A 24,139-nucleotide genomic window follows, 5' to 3' on the forward strand; every position below is an offset into this window, starting at 1 on the left:
TTACACACAAAAAAGTTATTCAATTTTGACCCACAGATTCTGTGGATAAGTAGCGTGTAGCATCCCATTTTTCATTGCGTCTAACCAACGCATTCATAATGGTTAGCAGTTTACGCATACACGCCATAATAGCGACTTTCTTCGCTTTGCCTTTTGCAACCAATCGGGTGTAAAAGGCTTTAAAAACAGGTTCAAAGCGAATTGCCGATAGTGCTGCCATATATAAGGCATTACGAACAATCGCTCGACCACCATAGCAAAAGGATTTTCCTTTCCATTGACCGCTTTCCTGTGGATGCGGAATAACGCCAACGAGTGAGGCAATTCTTTTGCTGCTTAGCTTGCCTAATTCCGGCAGGCTTGACATCATCACGGCGACGCAATTTTTGCCAACGCCTTTGATGTCTGAGATAAGGTCAGCTTTATCACTAAAATGCTTACTTTGGTCGTCGATATCTTTATCAAGTTCGGCGATTAATTTATCAAGCATTTCAATGTGTTGTTGGATATTGTCCAACTGGGTTTCGTGGCTTTGTTGCAAACGATTTAGCTCTGCTACTCGCATATCGACAAGCTGACGACGGCGAACCACAAGGGCTTCCAGCTGTTCTTCTTGCTCAGAAAGCGGAACATACAACTGATGCTCTACTTCGCCTTTAAGCTCACAAGTGAGCCCATAGAAAGCGAGATTAACCGCATCTTTTGCATCGGTTTTGGCTCTCGTTTGAGATTTTGCAAACTCACTGGCTTTCAGTGGATTAGCAATAAATACACGATAACCTGCTCGAGCAAGGGCTTTTGCCACGGGGATTTCTAATCCACCCGTTGCTTCAAGCGTTATCAGAGCCACATTAAACTGGCTTAAATAGTCCAAGGTATGTTGAATACCTTTGGCGTTATTGGTTTCGGTTTTGGTCTTTTTCTGATGGGAAAAACCAATCACGAAATTGCGTTTAGCAACATCAATACCACAATAAATCGGAGCGTTCATCGGTAACCTGCCTTGTATTCGGGTTTATATTTCAACTGTTCGGTTTTGCTGATGAAGTTATCCACGCCTACGCTACAGAACGAGTTTTAGCTCTAGGGACACCCAAGCTGTGGATAACGTTATGGTTTATGTTGCTAGTTTACTATAATTTTAATATACAAGGGACACGACGCCTCGTGTCCCTTTTAAATTACCCTTTCGCCAACAATCCAGCCCAAGAGAGCAAGATACAGAGTGCGATGATGATCATAATCGCTTTGTTAGAGTTCATTTTCGGTCTGCCGAGTAACCAGTAGATGAAGAACACCACTAACGCAGGGACTAATCTTGGTAAGATAAGGTCTAAGTTCGCTTGGGCGGAAACGACTTTCTCACCGATAGTAGCGACAAACGGTACTTTGACATTCACCATCGTGGCACACATTACCCCCACAACGAATACCCCAAGCACTGTTGCGGCGTTGGTTAGTGCGTTCAAGCGGTGACTTAGGTTGGTCACTAAGTTTACCCCTTCACGATAAGCGATTTTGAGTTGCACCCAACGGAATACCATTGTTGCAATCGCTACCGCAACCCATAAGCCGACACCAAGCGGATTGCCGTTTACTGCCATTGTTGCGGCAATCGCCCCCATAATTGCTGGGACGAGTGAGCCGAATAGGGCATCACCGATAGCGGCAAATGGTCCCATTAAACCTGATTTGATACCTGCAACGGCTTCAAGTGATTTCACCCCTTGTTTTTCTTCAAGTGCCAAGTCGATACCTTTAACAATAGTGTTAAAGAATGGGCTGGTGTTGAAGAATTGGTTGTGCATCACCATCATTTTTTGTAATTCAGGTGTGTTGTCGCCGTACATTTTGCGTAGCTGTGGCAACATAATCCATAAATAACCTGAACCTTGCATACGTTCGTAGTTCCAACCAACTTGGTTGAAGAATAAGTTACGGATATTGATTTGGCGGAAGTCCGCATCTGTTAATTTATAGCCTTTTGGATTTCCGACTTGTTGATTAGAGTTCGTCATCTTCAATTTCTCCTTTGTCAGAAGTGGTATTTTGTTTTGCAACTGGGGCTGAGCCACCTTCTACGCTACGTTGGTAAACAATGTAGGCGAATGCAAATCCGATTGCTGCCATTGCAAGCATTGGTACGCTGCTGATTGAGTTGCTTACACCTGTTGATGCACCGACAGCATTGATGTTACCGAAGAGAGTAATGAAGATTGCTGTGAGTGAGAATGCAAGGATTAAGTATGCAATGTGACGTTTTGTCGGTAAGTAACGAAGTAAGATTGCGAAACCTAACGCTGGTAATACGCCACCTGCAAGGGTTAAACCATCTGCGATAACTTTTAAGAAGCCTGTTTGCATTGCTTCTGCTAGGCTTGCCACAAATGGACCACCAAACACTAACGCTAAGAAGATTGGTAATGCACGAGATAGACCCCAAGCGATTGCACCGCAGAGATAGTTTACCGTGATTGCACTATAAGCGTGGTCTTGGATATTTTTGTCGATACGGTGAGCGAAGAATACGTTAGACATTCTCGCTAAAATATCGGTATAAACCATTAACGCTGCGATTGGTACAGCTAAGGTTGTTAAGGCTAATTGTGGATCCATTCCAGCTGCAACAGAGAATGCAGTTGCGATAACAGTACCTGAGTTTGCATCAATACGAGATGCACCACCGAAGGTACCTACACCTAAAATGGTTAATTGCATTGAACCACCGATTAACAATCCAGTTGTCAAATCGCCCATAATTAAACCTGTGATAAAGCCTGCAAACACAGGTGAACCAGCACTAGATACAATCGTGATTTCATCTAGGATTTGATAGAACGCATAAAGCGTTATCAAAAGTATTTGCCACCATTCGATCATAATCGTTACTCCTCTATAAAAGTTTCATTAAATCGACTTTTTCTTCATTAGGCACTAACTGAGCGGTGAGCTTCACGCCTTTTTCAGAAAGTTTTCTAAACACTTCCACATCGTCTTCAGTCACGTGTACTGTTTTTCTGATAGGACGTGTTAGATCCGTTTTAGGCATATTCCCTGCATTGACTTCCGGCAGATTTACGCCTGCCTCCACAAGCTGTAAGATCGTTTGTGGGGTTCTTGTTACCAACAAAACACGTTGAGAGTCATAACGCCCTTCGTTAATGTTGGCGGCTGCTTTTTCCACAGGTAAAACACTTAAATTCACCCCTGCTGGGCAAGCCAAGCGTAAGCCTGCTTTATCAATGTCATTATTTGCCGCGACTTCATCGACGACCATAATGCGAGTGATATTGAGATAAGACGTCCATAAGTTTGCCACTTGACCGTGGATTAAACGTCCATCAATGCGTACATTTAAAATTGCCATTTTTGCCTCCTGTATATCAATATGGATAAATCGTTACACCTTGCACCACACGATTAACCTCGCCTGTCGGACAAGGGTTATCCGTGGTGTAGCCGAGATAGAGCGAGCTATAAAACGAGTAAAGTTGCCCAATCACTAAGAATGGGAAAATCCGTGCTGCGTCATCTAATTTGTGAATTTCAGCTCGGATCGAACCGCTTGTATCGCCTAGTAACACCACTTCTCTGGCTTTTTTATCTCTGATTAACTCTTGATACAGGTCACGGTCATATTGTGCGGTATAAGGTTGCTGAGATAAGAAGATAAAAATGAGCGTTTCATCTTGAACAAGGGATTTTGGTCCGTGGCGGAAGCCCATTGACGACTCAAAGAAGCCAAGACGTTCACCAGCGGTGAGTTCAAGTAATTTTAAAGAGGTTTCACGGGCAAGCCCTTGGAAATGCCCACTGCCTAAATAGACGATCCGTTTTAATGGCAGATGGGCTAAACGTTGGATTTCGAGCAGATCCTGTTCTAATAACTGCTCTGTTACCGATATAGCACCTTCAACCCAGCTATCATCAAACACATCAGGTAAAAATGCTACTAATGCGGCTAACATCATATTGCTGGCACTGGAAGTCATTGCAAAACCTTTATCGTGGGTTGATTCTGGTAATGCTAATGGGTAAGCGGTCGGATCTTGCTGACATTTTTTAAATAATGCCCCATTGACATTATTCGTTATGGTTAAATGGTACGCTTCCTCGACAATCTCATCGACAAGCTCTACTGCACCAATACTTTCAGGGCTATTGCCTGAACGAGCAAAAGAAACTAAAAGTGTTGGTTTATCTGAAAAAAGATATTGATAAGGATTGGATACAAGATCGGTACTTGCAATCGCTTCGACAGCACAGCCTAAATGCTGGCTTAATATCGGTGCAACAACCTCACCAATAAAAGCGGAAGTACCAGCCCCCGTAAAAATAACACGAAGTTCGCCTTGTTTTGCATATTCAACAAGAGGCTGAAGAAATGGAATAACAAGTGACGATTTCACAATAGAAACCGTTTCACGCCAGGTCGCCGGCTGTTGGGCAATTTCCTTTGCCGTCCAAAAAGCGTTCTGTTTTTCTAATGTTTGGTTAGCAATATTGAGGATCATTGCATTTCCCTCACAAATAAATGGATTTATTTATAAGGAAAGAGAATGAAACTACGCAATTAACACTTGCACCCCGACATTTTCGAGATACTCTCGATAACTTAGAGGAATTTTATTATCCGTGACTAACACATCTATTTGATTGGCTTGGCAAATAACAAAATGGCTATATTGACCAAATTTGCTTGAATCAGTCACCACAATCACCTGATCCGCCGCATCGCACATTAAGCGATTTAGCTGAGCCTCTTGCTCGTTAAAGGTTGTGACCCCTTTTTGTAAGTCAAAACCATCAACACCCAAAAAGACTTTATCAAAGCGATAATGTTGCAAATTCTTATCCGCCATTACTCCCGAAAACGACATCGCATTTTTCCGTAAAACACCACCCGTCATTCTTACTTCCACATTCGGACAAGAAACCAACGCCATTGCGACATCAAGCCCATTTGTCAATACTGTCAAGTTAAGATCACCGATAGCACTTACGATTGCTTTCGTTGTCGTTCCAGAGTCCAAAATCACCTTCTCACCCTCTTTTAACAAAGAAGCGGCAAGATGACCAATCTGTTGTTTGAGTTCGGGATAATTATTGCGTTTATCCGCAATAGAAAGTTCCGCCATTAATCTGGAATTTAATACCGCAAAACCGTGCGATCTTGTAATATAGCCTTGTTGCTCTAACACATTAAGATCCGAACGGATAGTAACCGTCGAAACCCCGAAATGCTGAGACAATGCTTCAACTCGATGACTGCCTGTTTTTTGCAATAACGCCAAAATATCAGAACGTCTTTCTACGCTACTTTTCATTTTCTCTCCTACATCAAAACAACCACTGCATACTACGATTGCTTTCGAAAGTAAGTTTATACCCCTTAAAAACAAAAACAATCGAAAATATTCGAAAATGAGATAAAGATCACAAAATTTACATTTGGTGTTTTAAGCAAGAAAATGTTTTGTCACGTTTATAGTAATTTGGGCTTGGAAAGTTTCCTACTATACTTCTATACCAAGACTAAGTGATTGTGATATTCGTGCTCAAAATGGTTACTATCATTTTGAGTTATGGTGATATAATCAAAGTAATGAATGATGAACTTTCAGTAACTTATTGATTGATAATGAATTTTAGATAAAGAGAGATGTTATGACATATTGGTTCAAAAATGTAATGATTTACCGTTTAACTAGTGAATTACGCTTCACCAGTAGTGAATTAGACGCACAATTACAGCAAACAAAATTCACCCCTTGCCAACAAAGCGATATGCAAAAATTTGGCTGGTCGTCACCGCTTGCAGGAAGTGAACTGTTGCACTTTGCACAGGGTCAGCAGTTCCTACTGGTTTCCCATAAAGAAGAAAAATTATTGCCAGCTCACGTTGTCAAAAAAGAAACGGAAAATCGTATTGAAGCCTTAGAACAAAAAGAACAACGCAAGCTGAAGAAAACGGAAAAGCAGGCGATCAAAGATGATGTAGTGGCAATGTTATTGCCCCGTGCGTTTAGTAAACATCAATTTACGGCGATTTGGCTAGACTTAGATAAACAGCTCGTTTATGTAGATAGTGGCTCGGCAAAACGTGCCGAAGATACCCTTGCTTTATTACGCAAATCCCTTGGCTCTCTGCCTGTTGTGCCGATTTCCTTCACGCTACAACCGAGCGAAGTGATGACAAATTGGGTGGCAAAAGGGCATACACCAAGCTGGCTGACACTTCTAGAAGAAGCGGAATTAAAATCTTTTGATACCGACAGCGTAATCCGTTGTAAACGCCAAGATTTAGAAAGCGACGAAATCAGCCAACATTTACAAGCGGGTAAATTTGTCACAAAACTTGCGTTAGATTGGGAAAATCATTTTTCTTTTGTGTTGAACGAAGATGCCACTCTTGCCCGTGTCAAATTTGCCGATGAAGTGCGTGAAAAGAACGATGATATTTTGAAAGAAGACAAAGCCCAACGTTTCGATGCGGATTTTCTGTTAATGACGGAAGAATTACGTCTGTTTACAGAAAAATTGACGGAAGAGTTTGGGGGGGTAAATTCCTTGTTATCTTTTTAGCTGGTCTACTATTTCTCAGCCAATATTTTTATTTGGAAACTTGATTGTTTTTTTCGAGCTAGAATGGTTCTATTTTAGAACGATTCGCTTTTTTTGCTGGGCGTTCTTAAAGTATGACACTCAAACTCGATCTTTTTTTGAAGATCGGGTTGATTATTCTTTAGTTGGTGCTGAATTATAATTTAACTATTCTATCATTTTGTTTAATAGTAGAATGATGAAAGATTGTGGAATAGATGTTATAGAGGGTTATGCAAACATTTTTTTTTCGTCATTCATTGACTTGGGTTATTTTTGCTTTTTTAGGCTTTTGCTTTTTCCCAGTAAAAGCATTGCAATATGGACTGTTTGGAGCAACTTCAGCCGAATTTCAACAGGCGATGGGGTGGAATGATATTAACCTTACTTGGATATGGTTTTTTCCCCTACTGTTTTATCTGTATCCGAACAAAACACCCTCAACATTACGAAGTAAATGTGAGTTATTTGGGGCAGTTGGGCTGTTTCTCTTTATCTTTCTTTCCGCAATTTTAGCAAAAATCAGCTTAGGTTATGCGGTCTTTTTCTTAATTGTTGCGTTGATTGCGTTAGCGACAAATGCCCTTGCTGAATTAAAAATAATGCAGGGTGACAGATTTATTATTGCCTCATTGATTAGCATTATTTTGTTGATCTTTTTCTTTATGGTCTATCCAACACTGGCAATTTTCATCTCAATGTTTTACGACGGCAGTGAATTTGTACCAAGTCAAGTGTTGTCTATCTTACAACAGCCTTATGTATTAAGAGTGATTGGTAATTCATTAAGTGTTGCGACAACTGTTGGGATTTTATCTACGTTGTTTGGTTTAGCCTTTGCTCTTTATACCACACGGATTGCAAAACGCACGGCGTTTATTGGTAAAATTTTCTCTATCTTACCCCTTGTAACACCGCCATTTGTTGTTGGCTTAGGTGTCACCCTTATGTTAGGACGTTCGGGCTATGTGACTGCTTTTTTAGTCGATTATCTTGGCTTTAGTAATAACTGGCTTTATGGTTTTACAGGGATAGTGATTGCCCATACCCTCGCTCTGACCCCAATGTCTTTTATGATTTTAGACGGTGCATTAAAATCTATTCACCCATCTGTTGAGGAAGCCGCTTATACTTTACGATCTAACCGCTATCAAGCCTTCTTCTATATTATTTTTCCATTACTCAAGCCAGCGTTAGCCAACTCGTTTTTAGTTGTGGTGATCCAATCGCTTGCAGACTTTAGCACCCCTTTAGTTTTAGGTGGAAGTTTTGATGTTATTGCCACTCAAATCTATTTCTACATTGCAGGTTCACAATTAGATTATGCCTCAGCAAGTACATTAGGGGTGATCTTGTTACTCTTTTCCCTTACGATTTTTGTGGTGCAATATCTCTGGATTGGCAATCGATCTTATATCACCGTATCAGGTAAATCCTATCGAGGCGATGTACAAGCATTACCAAGCGGTATGAAATGGGCAATTATTTGCACTTTAGGTTTTTGGGTTCTGTTTAACTTTGTACTATACGGTAGTATTTTTTACGGTAGCTTTACCGTAAGTTGGGGAATAGACCACACATTGACATTCAATAACTACCTCAATCTTTTTGGACAAGGGTTTAATAGTGGAGCGTGGCCATCTTTAATCCAAACGGTTATTTTTGCTGCTAGTGCAGCACCGATTACGGCTATTTTTGGTTTGTTGATTGCTTATATTACTGTTCGCCGTGATTTTAAAGGGAAAAAGCCCTTAGAATTTCTGACGTTACTTTGTTTTGCCGTACCAGGAACAGTGACTGGGGTATCCTATATTCTGGCTTTTAACCATCAACCTATTTACCTGACAGGAACAGGGCTTATTATTATTTTGTCTATGGTGATGCGGAATATGCCAGTAGGAATGAGGGCGGCTATTGCTGGATTAAGACAGTTAGATAAAGCCTTAGATGAAGCCTCGCTCTCACTGAAAGCTGGAACATTAAAAACAATCTGCTTTGTCGCTTTACCGCTTTTAAAACCGGCGTTACTTTCTGCCTTAGTTACGAGTTTTATTAGATCAATGACAACAGTCAGTGCGATCATCTTTTTAGTTACAGCAGACACACGCGTCGCAACCCCATATATTTTAAATCGAGTAGAGGATGGGGAATATGGAATGGCGATTGCCTATGGCTCAATGTTGATTGTAGTTATGCTGGCAATGATTTTCTTATTTGATTGGCTTGTTGGCGATACGCATATAGCCCGTTCAAAGCAAAAAGATGAATTTGGAGAGAAAAATGGAACAAAAAAATGATTTTCTCGTGTTGAAAAATATCAGCAAATCTTTTGGTAAACATAGGGTTATAGATAACTTAAACTTTTCAATTAAACAAGGCACAATGGTCACGTTACTCGGTCCTTCTGGCTGTGGCAAAACCACTGTGTTACGTTTAGTTGCAGGTTTAGAAAGCCCCACAGCAGGACAAATTTTTATTGACGGCGAAGATGTTACCCACAACGCAACGCAACAGCGAGATATTTGTATCGTATTTCAGTCTTACGCACTTTTCCCACATATGTCGATTGGTGAAAATGTGGAATATGGGCTAAAAATGCAGGGTGTATCCAAAGAAGAGCGAAAACAGCGAGTAAAAGAAGCATTAGAGTTAGTCGATCTGATAGGGTTTGAAGATCGCTATGTCGATCAAATTTCAGGCGGACAGCAACAACGAGTGGCATTAGCAAGAGCGTTAATTCTCAAGCCTAAAGTTCTCTTATTTGATGAGCCTCTAAGTAGTCTAGATGCGAATTTACGCCGTTCAATGCGAGAAAAAATCCGCGAGTTACAACAACGGCTCAATATTACTTCACTCTATGTTACTCACGATCAAAGTGAAGCTTTTGCAGTGTCTGATGAAGTGATTGTGATGGATCAGGGTACCATTATGCAAAAAGATACGGCTAAAAATCTCTATTTACAGCCAAACTCTCTCTTTGTTGCTCATTTTATGGGGGAATCAACCATTTTTTCAGGAAAACGACAAGGCAATCAAATTAATATCGGTGAGTTTGCTTTTACCCTTGAAAATGCAGCACGTTTTCAAGTACCTGATGGGGATTGTCTTGTCGGATTACGACCAGAAAGTATCCGCTTGTTAAGTGATGGAACTGCAGCTCAATATTGTGAAATTAAGCAGGCTGTCTATATGGGAAACCATTGGGAAATTACCGCACTTTGGCAAGGGAAAATATTAATGATTAACCTTAACCCAGAAGATTATGATGAATCCCAAAGAAATTGTTATATAGAAATAAAAAATAAAGGGGTGTTTTTGTTGAAAGATAATGCTTAAGCATATTTTGACTAAAAATCTAGCATTCATTCTTAATTTCTAAAAAAAAGAGTTGCACGGATTTTTTTATCCCCTATAATGCACCACATCAGACGCGGGGTGGAGCAGCTTGGTAGCTCGTCGGGCTCATAACCCGAAGGTCGTCGGTTCAAATCCGGCTCCCGCAACCAGTTTTAAGGCTCATTGTTTTGGTTAAGACGATGAGTTTTGTTCTATCTAGGCATTTGAAATTGTAAAATGTTAGATAAAACAAACCGCTTGAAGCCTCAACTGTTGTAGTTTGAGGCTTTTTTGTGGCTACATAGTCAGCTTTGTTGTGTTAAAGGGACTTTTTCAAGTCCTTTTTTTATATCTGTCAAATGGAGGTTTCCTTGGCAACATTAGAACAAAAATTACAAGAGCTTGTCGCCGATCCCATTGATGCAATGGGATTTGAACTTGTCGGCGTTGAGTGCCAACGTGCAGGTCGTTTTTTAACTGTACGCTTATATATTGATAAAGAAGGCGGTGTTACGGTTGATGATTGTAGCGATGTTAGCCGTCAAGTGAGTGCGATTTTTGATGTGGAAGATCCGATTGCGGATAAATATAACCTAGAAGTATCTTCCCCTGGGTTAGATCGTCCATTATTTACATTAGCCCACTATCAACGCTTTGTTGGGCGTGAAATTGTTGTTCATTTACGCATTCCAATGTTAGATCGCCGTAAATGGCAAGGTGAATTAGTGAGTGTTGAAGGTGATTTAATTACCTTAAAAGTTGATGGTAATTTACAGGCTTTTGCCTTTGGCAACATTCAAAAAGCAAATTTAATCCCCGTTTTTAATTTCTAAGGAAATCAAAACCAATGAGTAAAGAGATTTTATTAGCCGCAGAAGCGGTATCCAATGAAAAATTATTACCAAAAGATGCCATTTTTGAGGCACTTGAAACCGCATTAGCCATTTCAACGAAAAAGAAAGCGGCTGCAGAACGTGAAGATCGTAAAACGGGCAACGGCATTGATATTGATGTGCGTGTAGTGATTGACCGTAAAACAGGAGCATTTACTACTTACCGCCGTTGGTTAGTGGTAGAAAAAGTGCATCACCACACTCGTGAAATTACTTTAGAAGCGGCTCAATTTGAAGACCCGAACATTCAATTAGGTGACTATGTTGAAGATGAGATTGAGTCTATCGCATTCGACCGTATAACAATGCAAACCGCTCGCCAAGTGATCACCATGAAAATTCGTGAAGCGGAACGTAATAAAGTGATTGAACAATTCCGTTCAGAAGAAGGCAAAATTGTTATCGGTACTGTAAAAAAAGTAAGTCGTGAAAGTATTATTCTTGAGCTTGCAGGTAAAAAGGACGATACCACTAAAGCTGAAGCAGTGATTGTGCGTGAAGATATGTTACCGCGTGAAAACTTCCGCCCAGGTGACCGAGTGCGTGGTGTACTTTATGCAATTAAGCCCGAGTCAAAAGGTCCTCAACTATTCGTTACTCGTGCAAAACCAGTGATGTTACAAGAGTTATTCAAACTTGAAGTACCTGAAATCGGTGAAGAAGTGATTGAAATCAAAGGGGCTTCTCGTGATCCAGGCTCTCGCGCCAAAATTGCCGTGAAAAGCAATGATAAACGTATCGATCCAGTAGGTGCTTGCGTCGGTATGCGTGGTGCGCGTGTACAGGCAATTACTAACGAACTTGGCGGTGAGCGTGTAGATATCGTGTTGTGGGACGACAACCCAGCACAATTTTTGATTAACGCAATGGCACCTGCTGATGTTAGCTCAATCGTTGTTGATGAAGACAATCACTCAATGGATATTGCTGTTGAAGCAAACGCACTTGCACAAGCTATCGGTCGTAATGGTCAAAATGTACGTTTAGCCACCCAATTAACAGGTTGGACATTAAATGTGATGACAACCGATGAGTTAGAAAAAAAACATCAAGCAGAAGACAATAAAGTGATTAATCTCTTTATGGACGCTTTAGAAATTGATGAAGAATTTGCTCATCTTTTAATTGAAGAAGGCTTTACCTCATTAGAAGAAATTGCTTATGTACCAGTTAAGGAACTGACAGCAATTGATGGCTTAGAAGATGAAGATCTAGTTGAAGAACTTCAAGTGCGTGCTAAAAATGCGATCACAGCTAAAGCGTTAGCGGAAGAAGAAGCATTAAAACAGGCACATATTGAAGATAAATTGTTAAATCTTGAAGGTATGGATCGCCATATCGCCTTTAAATTAGCAGAAAAACAGATTACCACTCTTGAAGACCTTGCAGAGCAAAGTGTTGATGATTTAGCTGATATTGAAGAATTAACCGCAGAAAAAGCCGCAGAATTAATTATGGCTGCTCGTCAAATTTGCTGGTTTAGCTAAAAACAGGGAGAGAAAGAATGAGTGAAAATGAAATCAAAACAGACGCACCGAAGAAATTAAGTTTACAGCGTCGTACTAAAACAACCGTGAGCGGTACGACTGCAGGCGGTAAAGCAAAAGAAGTGCAAGTGGAAGTGCGTAAATCTCGCAAAGTGGATACTGAAGCAGCTAAAAAAGCCCAAGAAGAAGCACTAAAAGCTAAACAAGAAGCGGAAGCTAAAGCGAAAGAAGAGGCTAAAAAAGCAGAAGCTGCCAAAGCCGAAGAAGCAAAAAAAACGGTACATCAAGTGCCTGTAATGCCAAATAAACAACCAAAACCAGCGCAACCAAAAGCAGAAGCTCAACCAAAACAAGAAAAAGCGGTTGATCCTGAAAAAGAGGCAAAACGTAAAGAAGAAGCTGAATTGCGTCGTAAGCAAGAAGAAGTGGCTCGCCAAAAAGCGGAAATGGACGCAAAACGTGCAGCAGAAAATGCTCGCCGTTTAGCAGAAAATACTCGTCGTTTAGCAGAAATTGCCCGTGAAGAAGCGATTGAAAATGGTGAAGACTATGAAGATGACCGCTTTACTTCTAAATATGCGTTAGAAGCAGAACGTGATTCTGAGCGTCGTAGTGAAGGCAATCGTGGACGTGGCAAAGGCGGTGTAGCGAAAACCAAAAAAGGCGGACGTGATGATGAAAACGGCAGTAAAAATGAACGTCAATCTGACCGCCGTAACCAAAAAGATACCAAAGGCAAGGGTAAACACGCGAAGAAAGGCAGTGCATTACAACAAGCCTTCACTAAGCCAGCTCAAGCAGTTACGCGTGATGTGGTGATCGGTGAAACTATTACTGTGGCAGAACTTGCGAACAAAATGGCAGTAAAAGCGACCGAAATCATCAAAACAATGATGAAAATGGGCGAAATGGTGACCATTAACCAAGTGATTGACCAAGAAACTGCACAGCTTGTTGCAGAGGAAATGGGACACAAAGTTATTCTGCGTAAAGAAAATGAGTTAGAAGAAGCGATCTTAGAAGATCGTGACTTACACGCAGAAAAAGTAACCCGAGCGCCAGTTGTGACCATTATGGGACACGTTGACCACGGTAAAACCTCATTATTAGACTATATCCGTAAAGCGAAAGTAGCAGCAGGTGAAGCTGGTGGTATTACTCAGCATATCGGTGCATATCACGTTGAAACCGACGACGGTAAGATGATTACCTTCTTAGATACACCAGGACACGCGGCATTTACCTCAATGCGTGCGCGTGGTGCGAAAGCAACAGATATCGTTGTTCTTGTAGTAGCAGCTGACGATGGCGTAATGCCACAAACCATTGAAGCAATCCAACACGCGAAAGCAGCTGGTGCGCCGATCGTGGTTGCGGTAAACAAAATTGATAAACCAGAAGCAAACCCAGAGCGTGTAGAGCAAGAGTTATTACAACACGAAGTGATTTCTGAGAAATTCGGTGGTGATGTTCAATTTGTTCCTGTCTCAGCGAAAAAAGGAATGGGGATTGACGACTTACTTGAAGCCATTCTTCTTCAATCGGAAGTATTAGAATTAAGTGCGGTAAAAGAGGGTATGGCAAGCGGTGTGGTTATCGAATCTTACCTCGATAAAGGTCGTGGCCCAGTTGCAACTATCCTTGTTCAATCAGGTACGTTAAACAAAGGCGACATCGTACTTTGTGGCTTTGAATATGGCCGTGTTCGTGCAATGCGTGATGAAAATGGTAAAGACATTGAATCAGCTGGTCCATCAATTCCTGTGGAAGTATTAGGACTTTCAGGCGTACCAGCCGCAGGTGATGAAGCGACAGTGGTGCGTGATGAGAAAAAAGCACGAGAAGTGGCGTTATACCGTCAAGGTAAATTCCGTGATGTGAAATTGGCTCGCCAACAAAAAGCGAAACTTGAAAATATGTTTAGCAATATGGCGGAAGGCGATGTTGCAGAATTGAACGTGATTGTGAAAGCAGACGTACAAGGCTCTGTAGAAGCGATTGTTCAATCTTTACACGAGCTTTCAACAGCAGAAGTAAAAGTGAAAGTAGTTGGCTCTGGCGTAGGTGGTATTACGGAAACCGATGCAACCTTAGCGGCAGCGTCTAACGCTATTGTACTTGGCTTTAACGTCCGTGCAGATGCCTCAGCACGTCGCATTATCGAAAGCGAAAACATTGATTTACGTTATTATTCAATCATTTATGAGCTATTAAACGAAATCAAAGCAGCAATGAGCGGTATGTTACAACCTGAATTTAAACAAGAAATCATCGGCTTGGCAGAAGTGCGTGATGTCTTCCGTCACCCGAAATTCGGTGCAATTGCAGGTTGTATGGTCACTGAAGGTATCGTCAAACGTAACAACCCAATCCGTGTATTACGTGATAACGTCGTAATTTTTGAAGGCGAGTTAGAATCTCTGCGTCGTTTCAAAGACGACGTTTCAGAAGTCCGTAACGGTATGGAATGTGGTATCGGCGTGAAAAACTACAATGATGTAAAAGTCGGCGACCAAATCGAGGTATTCGAAGTGGTTGAGATTAAACGTTCGATTTAATCTATTGATATTAGGGCAAATGTCATTTGCCCCTACAAATTTAACGGCATAATGATTTCTCGTTATGCCGTTATTTTTTATTCTTCCAACAAAAATTTCTGTTAGAATAAATGCAACCCTATTCAACATTGGAGGTAATATGGCTCAAATTTATATTCAATCGGATTACTTTCATCAACAAATGGCGTGTATTGTGCAAGCAATTCAATCAGGAATGGAAAAACAAGCACTAATTTCTTACGTTCAAAACGTAGAAAAACAAATTGCCGATAAGGTGGAAGAGCCTGCATTTAACTACGATCTAGAAAGAATGAAAGCACACGTTGAAAGTGAAACTATTGAAATGCCTTCGGACTTAACAAGTGCAAAAGCAATTAAGGAGTGGTTACTTAATGGCTAACTTGACAATTGAATATGGCTCACTTTTTCGTAAAGAATTTGCCAATTTTCCAGTAAAAGACCAAGATGCGATCGTTGAATTCGTTGAGCATATTCTGAAATTCGGTTTTACCAACCTTGAAGGCAGGAATAAATCTTCCGACAACGTGCATAAAAACGATCCGCACTTTGCTCAAAAAGTAAAATATGCGCGAGAAAATCATCTATGGCATTACCACATTGGTATCCTTGCCTTTGATTTAAGTAAACCTTTTGGCGATAGAACGTCTGAATATGTGCTGCATTATCAGCGTTTTAGTGATCGAGTAAAAATAGTCGATTATTCAGCTCACCCGCCTTTTAATTTACCCACAGCTTCTTACCTTAGATAAATGACATTACTGGTATCCTTTAAGAGTGGAAAAAAGTGTCAGTTTATGTAAATTCAAAGCCCCCCGTCAGAACAAAATCAATAGGATTTCCACAACTATCTACTGCTAAATGAATTTTTGTGCTATTACCTGCCACACTTTTGCCAATCGCTTGCGGATTTTGACCGCTTGCACCTGTTGCATGCTGGTGAGCCTTGATGACACTGCTATCAATAAAAATCCATTCAGAATCAATATATTGTCTAAATGACTTTAGCACTTATTAGATTTCCGCCTATTATTTCTAACTTTTATTGATAAAAGTTGAAAAATTCTTGTTATTTTATCTTTAGTTTTGTGTGACCCATTGTTTTTTTTTTTTACAATGGAGTGGGGGCAGGTATTTTTGAGATTCCCCCACTTGTGGGGGAAGTAGCTTGTAGGGTGGGTCTTGACCCACCATGTAGCCGTAACATATTGATTTTATTGGTGGGTTAAAACCCACCCTACAATATTCAATCCATCTAATATATGGTTTGTCAAGGAGTTAACTTCCCCCGCTTGCGGGGGAAGTGCCCGAGCGAAAGCGAGGGCGATGGGGGCATTTGTACATCCTGAAAATGTAAATAAAGGTTTACGATGTTTTATTAGGAAAAACAGTAGAGAAGGTTATTATGAATAAAATATTTAGAGTTATTTGGAGTCATGCTCAACAGGCTTGGGTGGTTGTGTCTGAGTTAGTAAAGTCTCATACCAAAACATCCACTTACACGGATAAAAGAGCTCAAGTATGCACCTCAGATTATTTTTTAGATAAACAGCAAGATAAATTTAAATTAAGTCTTTTAAGTCTAGTATTACTAGGTATATTTTTTAGTCCATCAGCTGCTGCTAACACAACAAATACCGCACAAGCATATCTTCAAGATGGTGCTACTACATCGAATAATGGATATGACGCCGGTACTATTGGTATTGGTAAAGAGAGTAAGGCTTCGTATGGTGCTATTGCTATCGGTCAGAAGTCAAAAGCTGAAGCTAGGCATAATATTGCGATAGGTTATGACACACAAGCAGGAGACCACAAAGACCACGTAAACTCTGTTGCGGTAGGCAACAATATTAAAATAGATGGGAAGGAAGCAGTTGCCATCGGGAGTGCTTCAAAAGCGGGAAAGGGATCTGTTGTCTTAGGCAGACAAGCCAGTGCGGCAAATATTGAACAAGCAGTTGTAATAGGTCACTCTGCTACTGCAAGTAAGGCAAAATCTATTGTTATCGGGGCAAATGCCAAAGCGGAGGGGTATGGCTCCATATCAATCGGTGGAGATGATTTAAAAACAACGAAATATCAACCTGATGATACAGTCCAAGGCCAAGTCCAATCCCAAGACCAATCCCAAACACCAAAAATAACAACTGCGAGTGGTGGAGCCTCTATTGCTATTGGGGGTGGTTCTTTGGCTAAGGGCGAAGGATCTATTGTTTTAGGTCCTTTAGCATCTGCAAGTAAAGATGAAGGCATTGCTATCGGTGCGAATAGTAAGTCTACCAATGAGTACGGTATTGCGGTTGGTGGTAGTGCAACTGCTAATGGAAACTACGCCGTTGCTCTTGGTTGGAACTCGAAAGGTGTTGGGACAGATTCCATTGCGATAGGTAAGTCTGCGACAACAGCAGGGGCATCTTCTGTTGTTGTGGGTGCCCATATCGATGTGACAGGTCAAAACTTAGTGGTAGTTGGAAGCCAAGCAACTGCTGAAAGTCATGCTACTGCCTTGGGTTATATGGCCTCTGCTGGTGGTAGGAGCTCTGTTGCTGTGGGTGAAAGAGCCAAAACAAATGGTAGTGCTGCTAGAGCAACCGCACTTGGTAATAATACCGTTGTCACCGTGGGTGGCGGTGTGGCATTGGGTTATGGATCTAGAGCAGAAACGAGAGGGGGTATTGAAGGGGCAAAACAGTCTTATTCTGTAACAACAGGGACAAGCACTGACGCTAACGGCTTTAAATCTACAGAAAGTGTTGATAACAATCCTAATCCTATTCCTATTGGTGCGGTTTCTGTGGGTAATGACAACATCAAACGCCAAATCGTCAATGTGGCGGCTGGTACACAAGATACCGATGCAGTAAACGTGGCACAGCTTAAATCGCTCACCATGCAAATAGGAAGCGATAACGGCGGTAGTGGCAAGGTAGGCATTTGGGAAGGTAAGCTCACTGTAAAAGGAGAAAATGGTATTACTTCCTATGCTCAGGGCAGTACGATTACGGTTAAATTAGAGAAAGATCTCAAAGATAAAATTGATAAGATTGCCGCTATGGGTAAGTTAATTAAAAGTGCGGAAAAAGAATCAAATGGCAATCTAAAAATTACCTATACAGATAATTCGCATAGCATTATCGAGAAAGGTGAAAAAGGAGATCGTGGCGAAACTGGCCCTGCGGGTCCAGCAGGTCCAGTAGGTCCAGCTGGACCACAAGGTCCAAAAGGACCTAAGGGCGATAATGGTGATCCAGGACCAAAAGGCGAAGCTGGTCCAACAGGTCCGAGGGGTCCGGCAGGTCCAGCGGGTGCTCAGGGCATACAAGGTCCAAAAGGAAATGATGGAGCTCCAGGTGCTAGGGGAGAGAAAGGTGAAACTGGCCCTGCGGGTCCAGAGGGACCTAAGGGTGAAACTGGCCCTGCGGGTCCAGCGGGACCTAAGGGTGAACCGGGTCCTAAAGGTGAACAAGGTCTTCCAGGACCTGCGGGTCCAGCAGGGGCTAAGGGTGACAAAGGTGATACGGGTCCAGCAGGACCACAAGGACCTACGGGTCCAACGGGACCACAAGGACCTACGGGGCCAACGGGACCACAAGGACCTACGGGGCCAACGGGACCACAAGGACCTGCGAGTCCAACGGGATCACAAGGCCCTGCGAGTCCAACGGGATCACAAGGACCTGCGGGTCCAACGGGTCCAGCAGGACCACAAGGACCTACGGGTCCAACGGGGCCTGCGGGTCCAACGGGACCACAAGGACCTGCGGGTCCAGCAGGACCACAAGGACCGCAGGGTCCAGCAGGACCACAAGGCCCTGCGGGTCCAGCAGGACCACAAGGCCCTGCGGGTCCAATGGGGCCAGCTGGTCCAAAAGGAGAAAATGTGGGAAGTGGTTTAGGTTTGAAAGATGATGCTGAATCAAATAAAACGGCACTTACCCCTACAGATGCACAAAAAGCTATTGCTGGTGATAACAAAGACGGTAAAGGCGGCTTATTGGCTCAAACGGGTAATGCGTTAAATAATGTAGCGACAGTAAAAGACTTACAAGCCATTGCACAAGCGGGCTTAGACTTGACGGGTAACAACGCCGATACCACTGTACATCGTCCATTGGGTACGAAGTTAACCGTTGAGGGTGAAGGCAAATGGAATGGTAAGGACTCAGCGGCTAATAACCTTTATGTGGAAGCGCAAGAGGCAGATAACAAACTTGTTGTGAAAATGAACAAGGATTTAACGAACTTAAATTCTGTGACTTTAGGCACTGCGACAATGACTGGTGATAAGAATACAATCAACCTTACTGGTGCAGGAGAGAAAGTCGAGGAAGAGTTTGTTAAATGGGACCCAGTGACTAAACAACCTATTCTTGATGAGAATGGCAATCTCCAGAAATATAAAGAGAAAGTTGATCCTCGTGTGAAACTGAGTGGTATTGCTGATGGTGATATTTCACCAAATAGTACTGATGCAGTGAATGGTCGCCAAGTTTATGTTTTAACCAATCGTATCAGGTTCTTCCACACCAATGATGGTCATAATGCAGAGGAGCAAATTAACCATAAGTCGAATACAGTGGACTCAATAGCTTCAGGTTCATACTCTACTGCAGTTGGTTACAAAGCTCACGCGAAAGGGGATAGAGCGGTCGCATTTGGTAACAGTACATTAGCTGGCATACAATCGGTGGCTATTGGTAACGTTGCAATTGCTTCAGGCGAAAAATCGATAGCTATTGGTGATAATGCTAAGGCTGTGGGCAACCAATCTATCTCTATCGGTACGGGTAACGTAGTGAACGGCAATAACTCCGGTGCATTTGGTGACCCAAGTGTGATTAATGCTGATAACTCTTATTCTGTGGGTAACAATAATACGATTGAGAACGAAAATGTCTTTGCATTGGGTAACAAGATTACCAATACAACCAACAACTCGGTATTCTTGGGAACAAACTCAGGCTATGTGGCAGCAGGTGCAACCACTGCGGGAGCGGGTGCTTTAGAAAGCCAAGTAACAGGTGGTGTGTATAACGCTTATGCCGGCGGTAAAGCAACTGAAGTGAAAGGCGTGGTGAGCGTGGGTAATGTAAACAGCGATGGTACAATGGAAACTCGCCGTATTCAAAACGTTGCACCTGGTTTAATCTCTGAGCAAAGTACCGATGCGATTAATGGTAGCCAGTTGTATAATGTTGCACATAGATTGGGTGCGAAGTTAGAGAGAGAAGGGCGTCAACTTCGTGCGGGTATTGCTGCAACAACAGCTATGAGCAATATTCCACAAGTGACTTTACCAGGTAAAAGCACATTGGGTGCTGGTATTGGTACTTTCGAGGGACAAAATGCAGTTGCTGTTGGATTCTCAAGAATGTCTGATAATGGTCGTGTGATTCTTAAAGTTTCTGCAGGTGCAACTTCGCAAGGCAAATACAATGCTGGTGCAGGTATTGCATTACAGTGGTAAGATATTAAATATCTGAGTAAATATTAATAATAAAGGCTGCCTTCAAGTGTATTGATGGCAGCCTTTGATTCTTTGTGTGATTTTTAATAGGATGGTGCTGGTTAAGTCTGTTAGAGGTGTATTTTCTGTTCTTGCATAAGCTGACTAAAAAATTCAATCGTCACTTTAACTTTAGGCGAAAGATAACGGCGATTTGGATAGAGTAAACTAATATCTAATAACTCTTGCTCAAGATGGGGCAAAATCGGTATCAGCTCACCAGAAGCAAGTTCATCTTTGAGTAAAAATTTAGGGATATTAATGATCCCGTGTCCTGCTCTTGCCATTTGCACCAACGCATAGCCATTGTTGCTATAAACTTGGCTTTGGGGTTTAAATTTAATTTGATGACCGTTTTCATTAAATTGCCATAAAGTTTGGTTTTCATAGAGCAAACATTGATGTTGCTGTAATTCCAAAGCGGTTTGTGGCGTGCCAAATTTTTCAAAATAGCGAGGGGAAGCCACGATCAGATGTTGTGCTTGTGCGATCCGTTTTGCCACGATAGAACTATCTTCGAGCTTACCGATACGCAAAACAAGATCATAACCCTCAGCCACGACATCAACACGACGGTCGCTAAATTCCAAATTCAGTTGCAGATGTGGATAGGTTTCGGTAAAACGGTGTAAATGTGGGGCAACAAAACGGGAGCCAAAATCCATCGGCAACGACATTGTGAGCTTCCCTTGTAGTGTTGAGGTAATGTTCGTTACACAGGCTTCAGCATCTTTGAGTTCGTTTAAAATGGGCTGACAGCGTTGGTAAAAAAGTAAACCTGCTTCCGTTGGACTGATACGGCGTGTGGTACGTTGTAATAAGCGAACGTTGAGGTGTTCTTCTAATTGAGCAACTAGTTTACTCGCCATTGCAAGAGAAATCTGCTCTTGTTGTGCCGCTTGGGTAAAACTTTGGGTTTCAATGACTTTACAAAATAGGTTTATTGCCTTGAGTTTATCCATAGATGTTAGCTTGATATTGTCTTTTAGGGAAATGCTTGCTATTGTTACAAAAATTTTGATGCAATTCAATTTTAATATTTACTTTTAAGAAATAATTTCAATATTATTTATATTATTATTTAATTTAGGTATTCTCAATGGGAAAATCATTAGTAATTGTCGAGTCGCCAGCTAAAGCTAAAACAATTAATAAATATCTAGGCAGTGACTTTGTGGTGAAATCAAGTGTCGGACATATCCGTGATTTACCAACAAGCGGTGCGGAAAAAGAAGAAAAAACCGAAAAGGCCAAAGCGGTTTCGACTAAAGGTATGACGGCAGAACAAAAAGCCTTAGTAAAATCAGAGAAAGAACGTACCGCTTTAGTGAAGCGTATGGGCGTGGATCCTTATCACGACTGGAACGCAACTTACCAAATTTTACCAGGTAAAGAAAAAGTGGTTTCAGAGCTGAAATCCCTTGCTAAAAAAGCCGATCATATCTATCTCGCCACCGACTTGGATAGAGAAGGGGAGGCGATTGCGTGGCATTTGCGTGAGGTGATTGGCGGTGAGAACGAGCGTTTTAGCCGTGTCGTATTCAATGAAATTACTAAAAATGCGATCAAACAAGCCTTTGAAAAGCCTGAACAGCTCAATATGGATAGAGTAAATGCTCAACAAACACGTCGTTTCTTAGATCGTGTGGTGGGCTTTATGGTGTCGCCGTTGCTCTGGAAAAAAGTGGCTCGTGGCTTATCGGCTGGGCGTGTGCAGTCTGTGGCGGTGAAATTGTTGGTTGAGCGTGAACGTGAAATCAAAGCGTTCCAGCCTGAAGAGTTTTGGGATATTTTAGCTAAAACGTCTGCGAAAAAAGGCGATCTCGCTTTAGAACTTGTACAGCATAAAGGCAAAAAATTCTCAGCGAAAAACCAAAAAGAAGCAGAACAAGCGGTAAAATCTTTGCAAAATTCTGCATTTATCGTCACTGAAATTGATAAAAAGCCGACTTCATCGAGAGCAAAAGCGCCGTTTATCACTTCCACCTTACAACAAACGGCAAGTACCCGTTTAGGCTTTAGCGTGAAGAAAACGATGATGTTGGCACAGCGTCTATATGAAGCAGGCTACATCACCTATATGCGTACCGACTCAACTAACTTGAGCCAAGATGCATTGACGATGGCTCGTAGCTATATCGAAAAACAATTTGGTGAGCGTTATTTACCTGAAAAACCGAATTTTTATGCCAGCAAAGAGAAAGCGCAAGAGGCTCACGAAGCCATTCGTCCGTCTGATGTGATGGTGAAAATGCAAGATCTAAGCGGTATGGAAAAAGATGCAGAACGCCTATATGACCTGATTTGGCGACAATTCCTTGCTTGCCAAATGACTCCAGCGGAATATGACTCAACCAGTTTAACGGTAACAGCAGGGGATTACGAACTCAAAACCAAAGGGCGTGTATTACGTTTTGACGGTTGGACAAAAGTACTGCCAATTCAAGGCAAAACAGCGGAAGATCAAGAGTTGCCAGAAGTCAGTTTGAATGAAACTTTGAAACTGAACGCCGTTGAACCTAGCCAACACTTTACCAAACCGCCGGCACGTTATAGCGAAGCGGCGTTGGTGAAAGAGTTGGAAAAACGTGGGATCGGTCGTCCATCAACCTATGCCGCCATTATTTCGACCATTCAAGAGCGTGGCTATGTGCGAGTAGAAAACCGCCGTTTCTATGCAGAGAAAATGGGTGAAATCGTGACAGATCGCTTAAACGAAGCCTTTAGCGATTTAATGAACTACGATTTTACAGCAAATATGGAAGATACTCTCGACCAAATTGCGTCGGGCAATAGCAACTGGAAAGTCGAATTAAACCGCTTCTTTGCCGATTTCTCAGAAAAATTAACCACTGCAGAGCTTGATGAACTGGAAGGCGGAATGCGTTCGAATAATCTAGTGGCAACAGACATTCACTGCCCGACTTGCCAACGCCAAATGGCGATCCGCACCGCAAGTACTGGTGTGTTCTTAGGCTGTACAGGCTATGCTTTGTCACCCAAAGAGCGTTGCAAAACCACGATCAACTTAATTCCAGAGGCGGAATTGCTGAATGTGTTAGACGAAGATTCGGAAACGAACGCATTAATGAAACGCAAACGTTGCCCGAAATGTGATACGGCAATGGATAGCTATGTGATCGATCCACAACGTAAAATTCATATTTGCGGTAATAACCCGAACTGCGACGGCTATGTGATTGAAGAAGGCTCTTTCAAAATCAAAGGGTATGACGGCCCGATTGTCGAATGTGACAAATGCGGTTCGGATATGCACTTAAAACTTGGACGTTTCGGCAAATATATGGGCTGTACCAACTGTGACAACACTCGCAAAATTCTCAAAAATGGCGAAGTCGCCCCCCCACGAGAAGAACCAGTGGCATTCCCAGAGTTAAAATGCGAAAAATCGGACGCTTATTTTGTGCTACGAGATGGCGCAAGCGGTGTGTTTATGTCGGCTCACAACTTCCCGAAATCCCGTGAAACACGTGCCCCGAAAGTGGCAGAATTAGCCTTATACCGTGATCGTTTGCCTGAAAAACTGCAATACCTTGCAGACGCACCACAACAAGACCCTGAAGGCAATGAAGCCATTATCCGCTTTAGCCGTAAAGAAAAACGTCAGTATGTTACCTCTGAGAAAAACGGCAAGGCAACCAAATGGATTGTGGATTACCTTGATGGCAAGTGGATAGAAAGACATAGATAAAGGTAGAGGGCTAAGTCTGGTGG

17 protein-coding genes, 1 tRNA gene and 1 pseudogene are annotated in these 24,139 nt (G+C 42.0%); 11 read left to right on the forward strand and 8 right to left on the reverse strand.

The window, feature by feature from the left end:
• Positions 1 to 19: 19 nt before the first annotated feature.
• The 6 genes from J1G47_RS04820 to agaR all read right to left on the reverse strand — a co-directional run bounded on the left by J1G47_RS04820 (position 20) and on the right by agaR (position 5,327).
• Positions 20 to 991 carry an IS110 family transposase gene (locus J1G47_RS04820; RefSeq protein ID WP_012621529.1) on the reverse strand — a complete coding sequence of 324 codons (972 nt, stop codon included), beginning with the start codon at positions 989 to 991 and terminating at the stop codon, positions 20 to 22.
• 190 nt (positions 992 to 1,181) lie between these two features.
• On the reverse strand, positions 1,182 to 2,018 hold the full coding sequence (locus tag J1G47_RS04825; RefSeq protein WP_005713835.1) for a PTS system mannose/fructose/sorbose family transporter subunit IID: 837 nt from the start codon (positions 2,016 to 2,018) through the stop codon (positions 1,182 to 1,184).
• On the reverse strand, positions 2,005 to 2,880 hold the full coding sequence (locus J1G47_RS04830; protein ID WP_012621601.1) for a PTS mannose/fructose/sorbose/N-acetylgalactosamine transporter subunit IIC: 876 nt from the start codon (positions 2,878 to 2,880) through the stop codon (positions 2,005 to 2,007). Before J1G47_RS04830 ends, J1G47_RS04825 begins: the two co-directional genes overlap by 14 nt.
• Before the next feature lie 13 nt (positions 2,881 to 2,893).
• Entirely contained in the window at positions 2,894 to 3,367 is a 474-nt protein-coding gene (locus J1G47_RS04835) for a PTS system mannose/fructose/N-acetylgalactosamine-transporter subunit IIB (RefSeq protein WP_016528132.1), read from the reverse strand.
• Positions 3,368 to 3,383: 16 nt separating this feature from the next.
• Positions 3,384 to 4,514, reverse strand: coding sequence for an SIS domain-containing protein (locus J1G47_RS04840; RefSeq protein WP_207326800.1), 1,131 nt, complete (start codon positions 4,512 to 4,514; stop codon positions 3,384 to 3,386).
• A gap of 51 nt (positions 4,515 to 4,565) precedes the next feature.
• A complete protein-coding gene (gene agaR / locus J1G47_RS04845) occupies positions 4,566 to 5,327 on the reverse strand; it encodes a transcriptional repressor AgaR (protein ID WP_207326801.1) in 762 nt (253 codons plus the stop codon).
• A gap of 340 nt (positions 5,328 to 5,667) precedes the next feature.
• Between agaR and rdgC the strand changes: the two genes are divergently transcribed.
• From rdgC to J1G47_RS04890, 9 genes are all read left to right on the forward strand, one after another.
• Complete coding sequence (rdgC, locus tag J1G47_RS04850) at positions 5,668 to 6,585, forward strand: recombination-associated protein RdgC (RefSeq protein ID WP_005713829.1); 918 nt, start codon at positions 5,668 to 5,670, stop codon at positions 6,583 to 6,585.
• Positions 6,586 to 6,836: 251 nt separating this feature from the next.
• On the forward strand, positions 6,837 to 8,900 hold the full coding sequence (locus tag J1G47_RS04855; RefSeq protein ID WP_207326802.1) for an ABC transporter permease: 2,064 nt from the start codon (positions 6,837 to 6,839) through the stop codon (positions 8,898 to 8,900).
• Complete coding sequence (fbpC, locus tag J1G47_RS04860) at positions 8,884 to 9,939, forward strand: ferric ABC transporter ATP-binding protein (RefSeq protein ID WP_207326803.1); 1,056 nt, start codon at positions 8,884 to 8,886, stop codon at positions 9,937 to 9,939. The genes J1G47_RS04855 and fbpC overlap by 17 nt, the downstream gene beginning before the upstream one ends.
• Before the next feature lie 93 nt (positions 9,940 to 10,032).
• A tRNA-Met gene (locus J1G47_RS04865) sits at positions 10,033 to 10,109 on the forward strand.
• A 201-nt stretch (positions 10,110 to 10,310) separates the two neighbouring features.
• Positions 10,311 to 10,772, forward strand: a complete 462-nt coding sequence (rimP, locus tag J1G47_RS04870) for a ribosome maturation factor RimP (protein ID WP_005713825.1) — start codon at positions 10,311 to 10,313, stop codon at positions 10,770 to 10,772.
• Between the two features lie 14 nt (positions 10,773 to 10,786).
• A complete protein-coding gene (gene nusA, locus J1G47_RS04875; protein WP_005713823.1) occupies positions 10,787 to 12,319 on the forward strand; it encodes a transcription termination factor NusA in 1,533 nt (510 codons plus the stop codon).
• Positions 12,320 to 12,336: 17 nt separating this feature from the next.
• Positions 12,337 to 14,877: a translation initiation factor IF-2 gene (gene infB, locus J1G47_RS04880; RefSeq protein ID WP_207326804.1), complete on the forward strand. Its 2,541-nt coding sequence runs from the start codon at positions 12,337 to 12,339 to the stop codon at positions 14,875 to 14,877.
• Between the two features lie 139 nt (positions 14,878 to 15,016).
• Positions 15,017 to 15,277 (forward strand): hypothetical protein, encoded by a 261-nt coding sequence (locus J1G47_RS04885; RefSeq protein ID WP_005713820.1) that lies wholly within the window; start codon positions 15,017 to 15,019, stop codon positions 15,275 to 15,277.
• Positions 15,270 to 15,647, forward strand: coding sequence for a hypothetical protein (locus tag J1G47_RS04890; protein ID WP_159179893.1), 378 nt, complete (start codon positions 15,270 to 15,272; stop codon positions 15,645 to 15,647). Before J1G47_RS04885 ends, J1G47_RS04890 begins: the two co-directional genes overlap by 8 nt.
• Positions 15,648 to 15,705: 58 nt before the next feature.
• On the opposite strand, the pseudogene J1G47_RS04895 reads toward J1G47_RS04890, so the two are convergent.
• A pseudogene (locus tag J1G47_RS04895) lies at positions 15,706 to 15,906 on the reverse strand (IS5/IS1182 family transposase); the annotation flags it as partial.
• A gap of 394 nt (positions 15,907 to 16,300) precedes the next feature.
• Here J1G47_RS04895 and J1G47_RS12025 point away from each other — a divergent pair.
• Complete coding sequence (locus tag J1G47_RS12025; protein ID WP_207326805.1) at positions 16,301 to 20,365, forward strand: YadA-like family protein; 4,065 nt, start codon at positions 16,301 to 16,303, stop codon at positions 20,363 to 20,365.
• A 110-nt stretch (positions 20,366 to 20,475) separates the two neighbouring features.
• Here J1G47_RS12025 and J1G47_RS04905 read toward each other — a convergent pair whose 3' ends face one another.
• A complete protein-coding gene (locus J1G47_RS04905) occupies positions 20,476 to 21,366 on the reverse strand; it encodes a LysR family transcriptional regulator (RefSeq protein WP_207326806.1) in 891 nt (296 codons plus the stop codon).
• Between the two features lie 137 nt (positions 21,367 to 21,503).
• Between J1G47_RS04905 and topA the strand changes: the two genes are divergently transcribed.
• A complete protein-coding gene (gene topA, locus J1G47_RS04910) occupies positions 21,504 to 24,116 on the forward strand; it encodes a type I DNA topoisomerase (RefSeq protein WP_207326807.1) in 2,613 nt (870 codons plus the stop codon).
• The last annotated feature ends 23 nt before the right edge of the window (positions 24,117 to 24,139 follow it).

The organism is Glaesserella parasuis (assembly GCF_017352235.1).
Classification (GTDB): domain Bacteria; phylum Pseudomonadota; class Gammaproteobacteria; order Enterobacterales; family Pasteurellaceae; genus Glaesserella; species Glaesserella parasuis.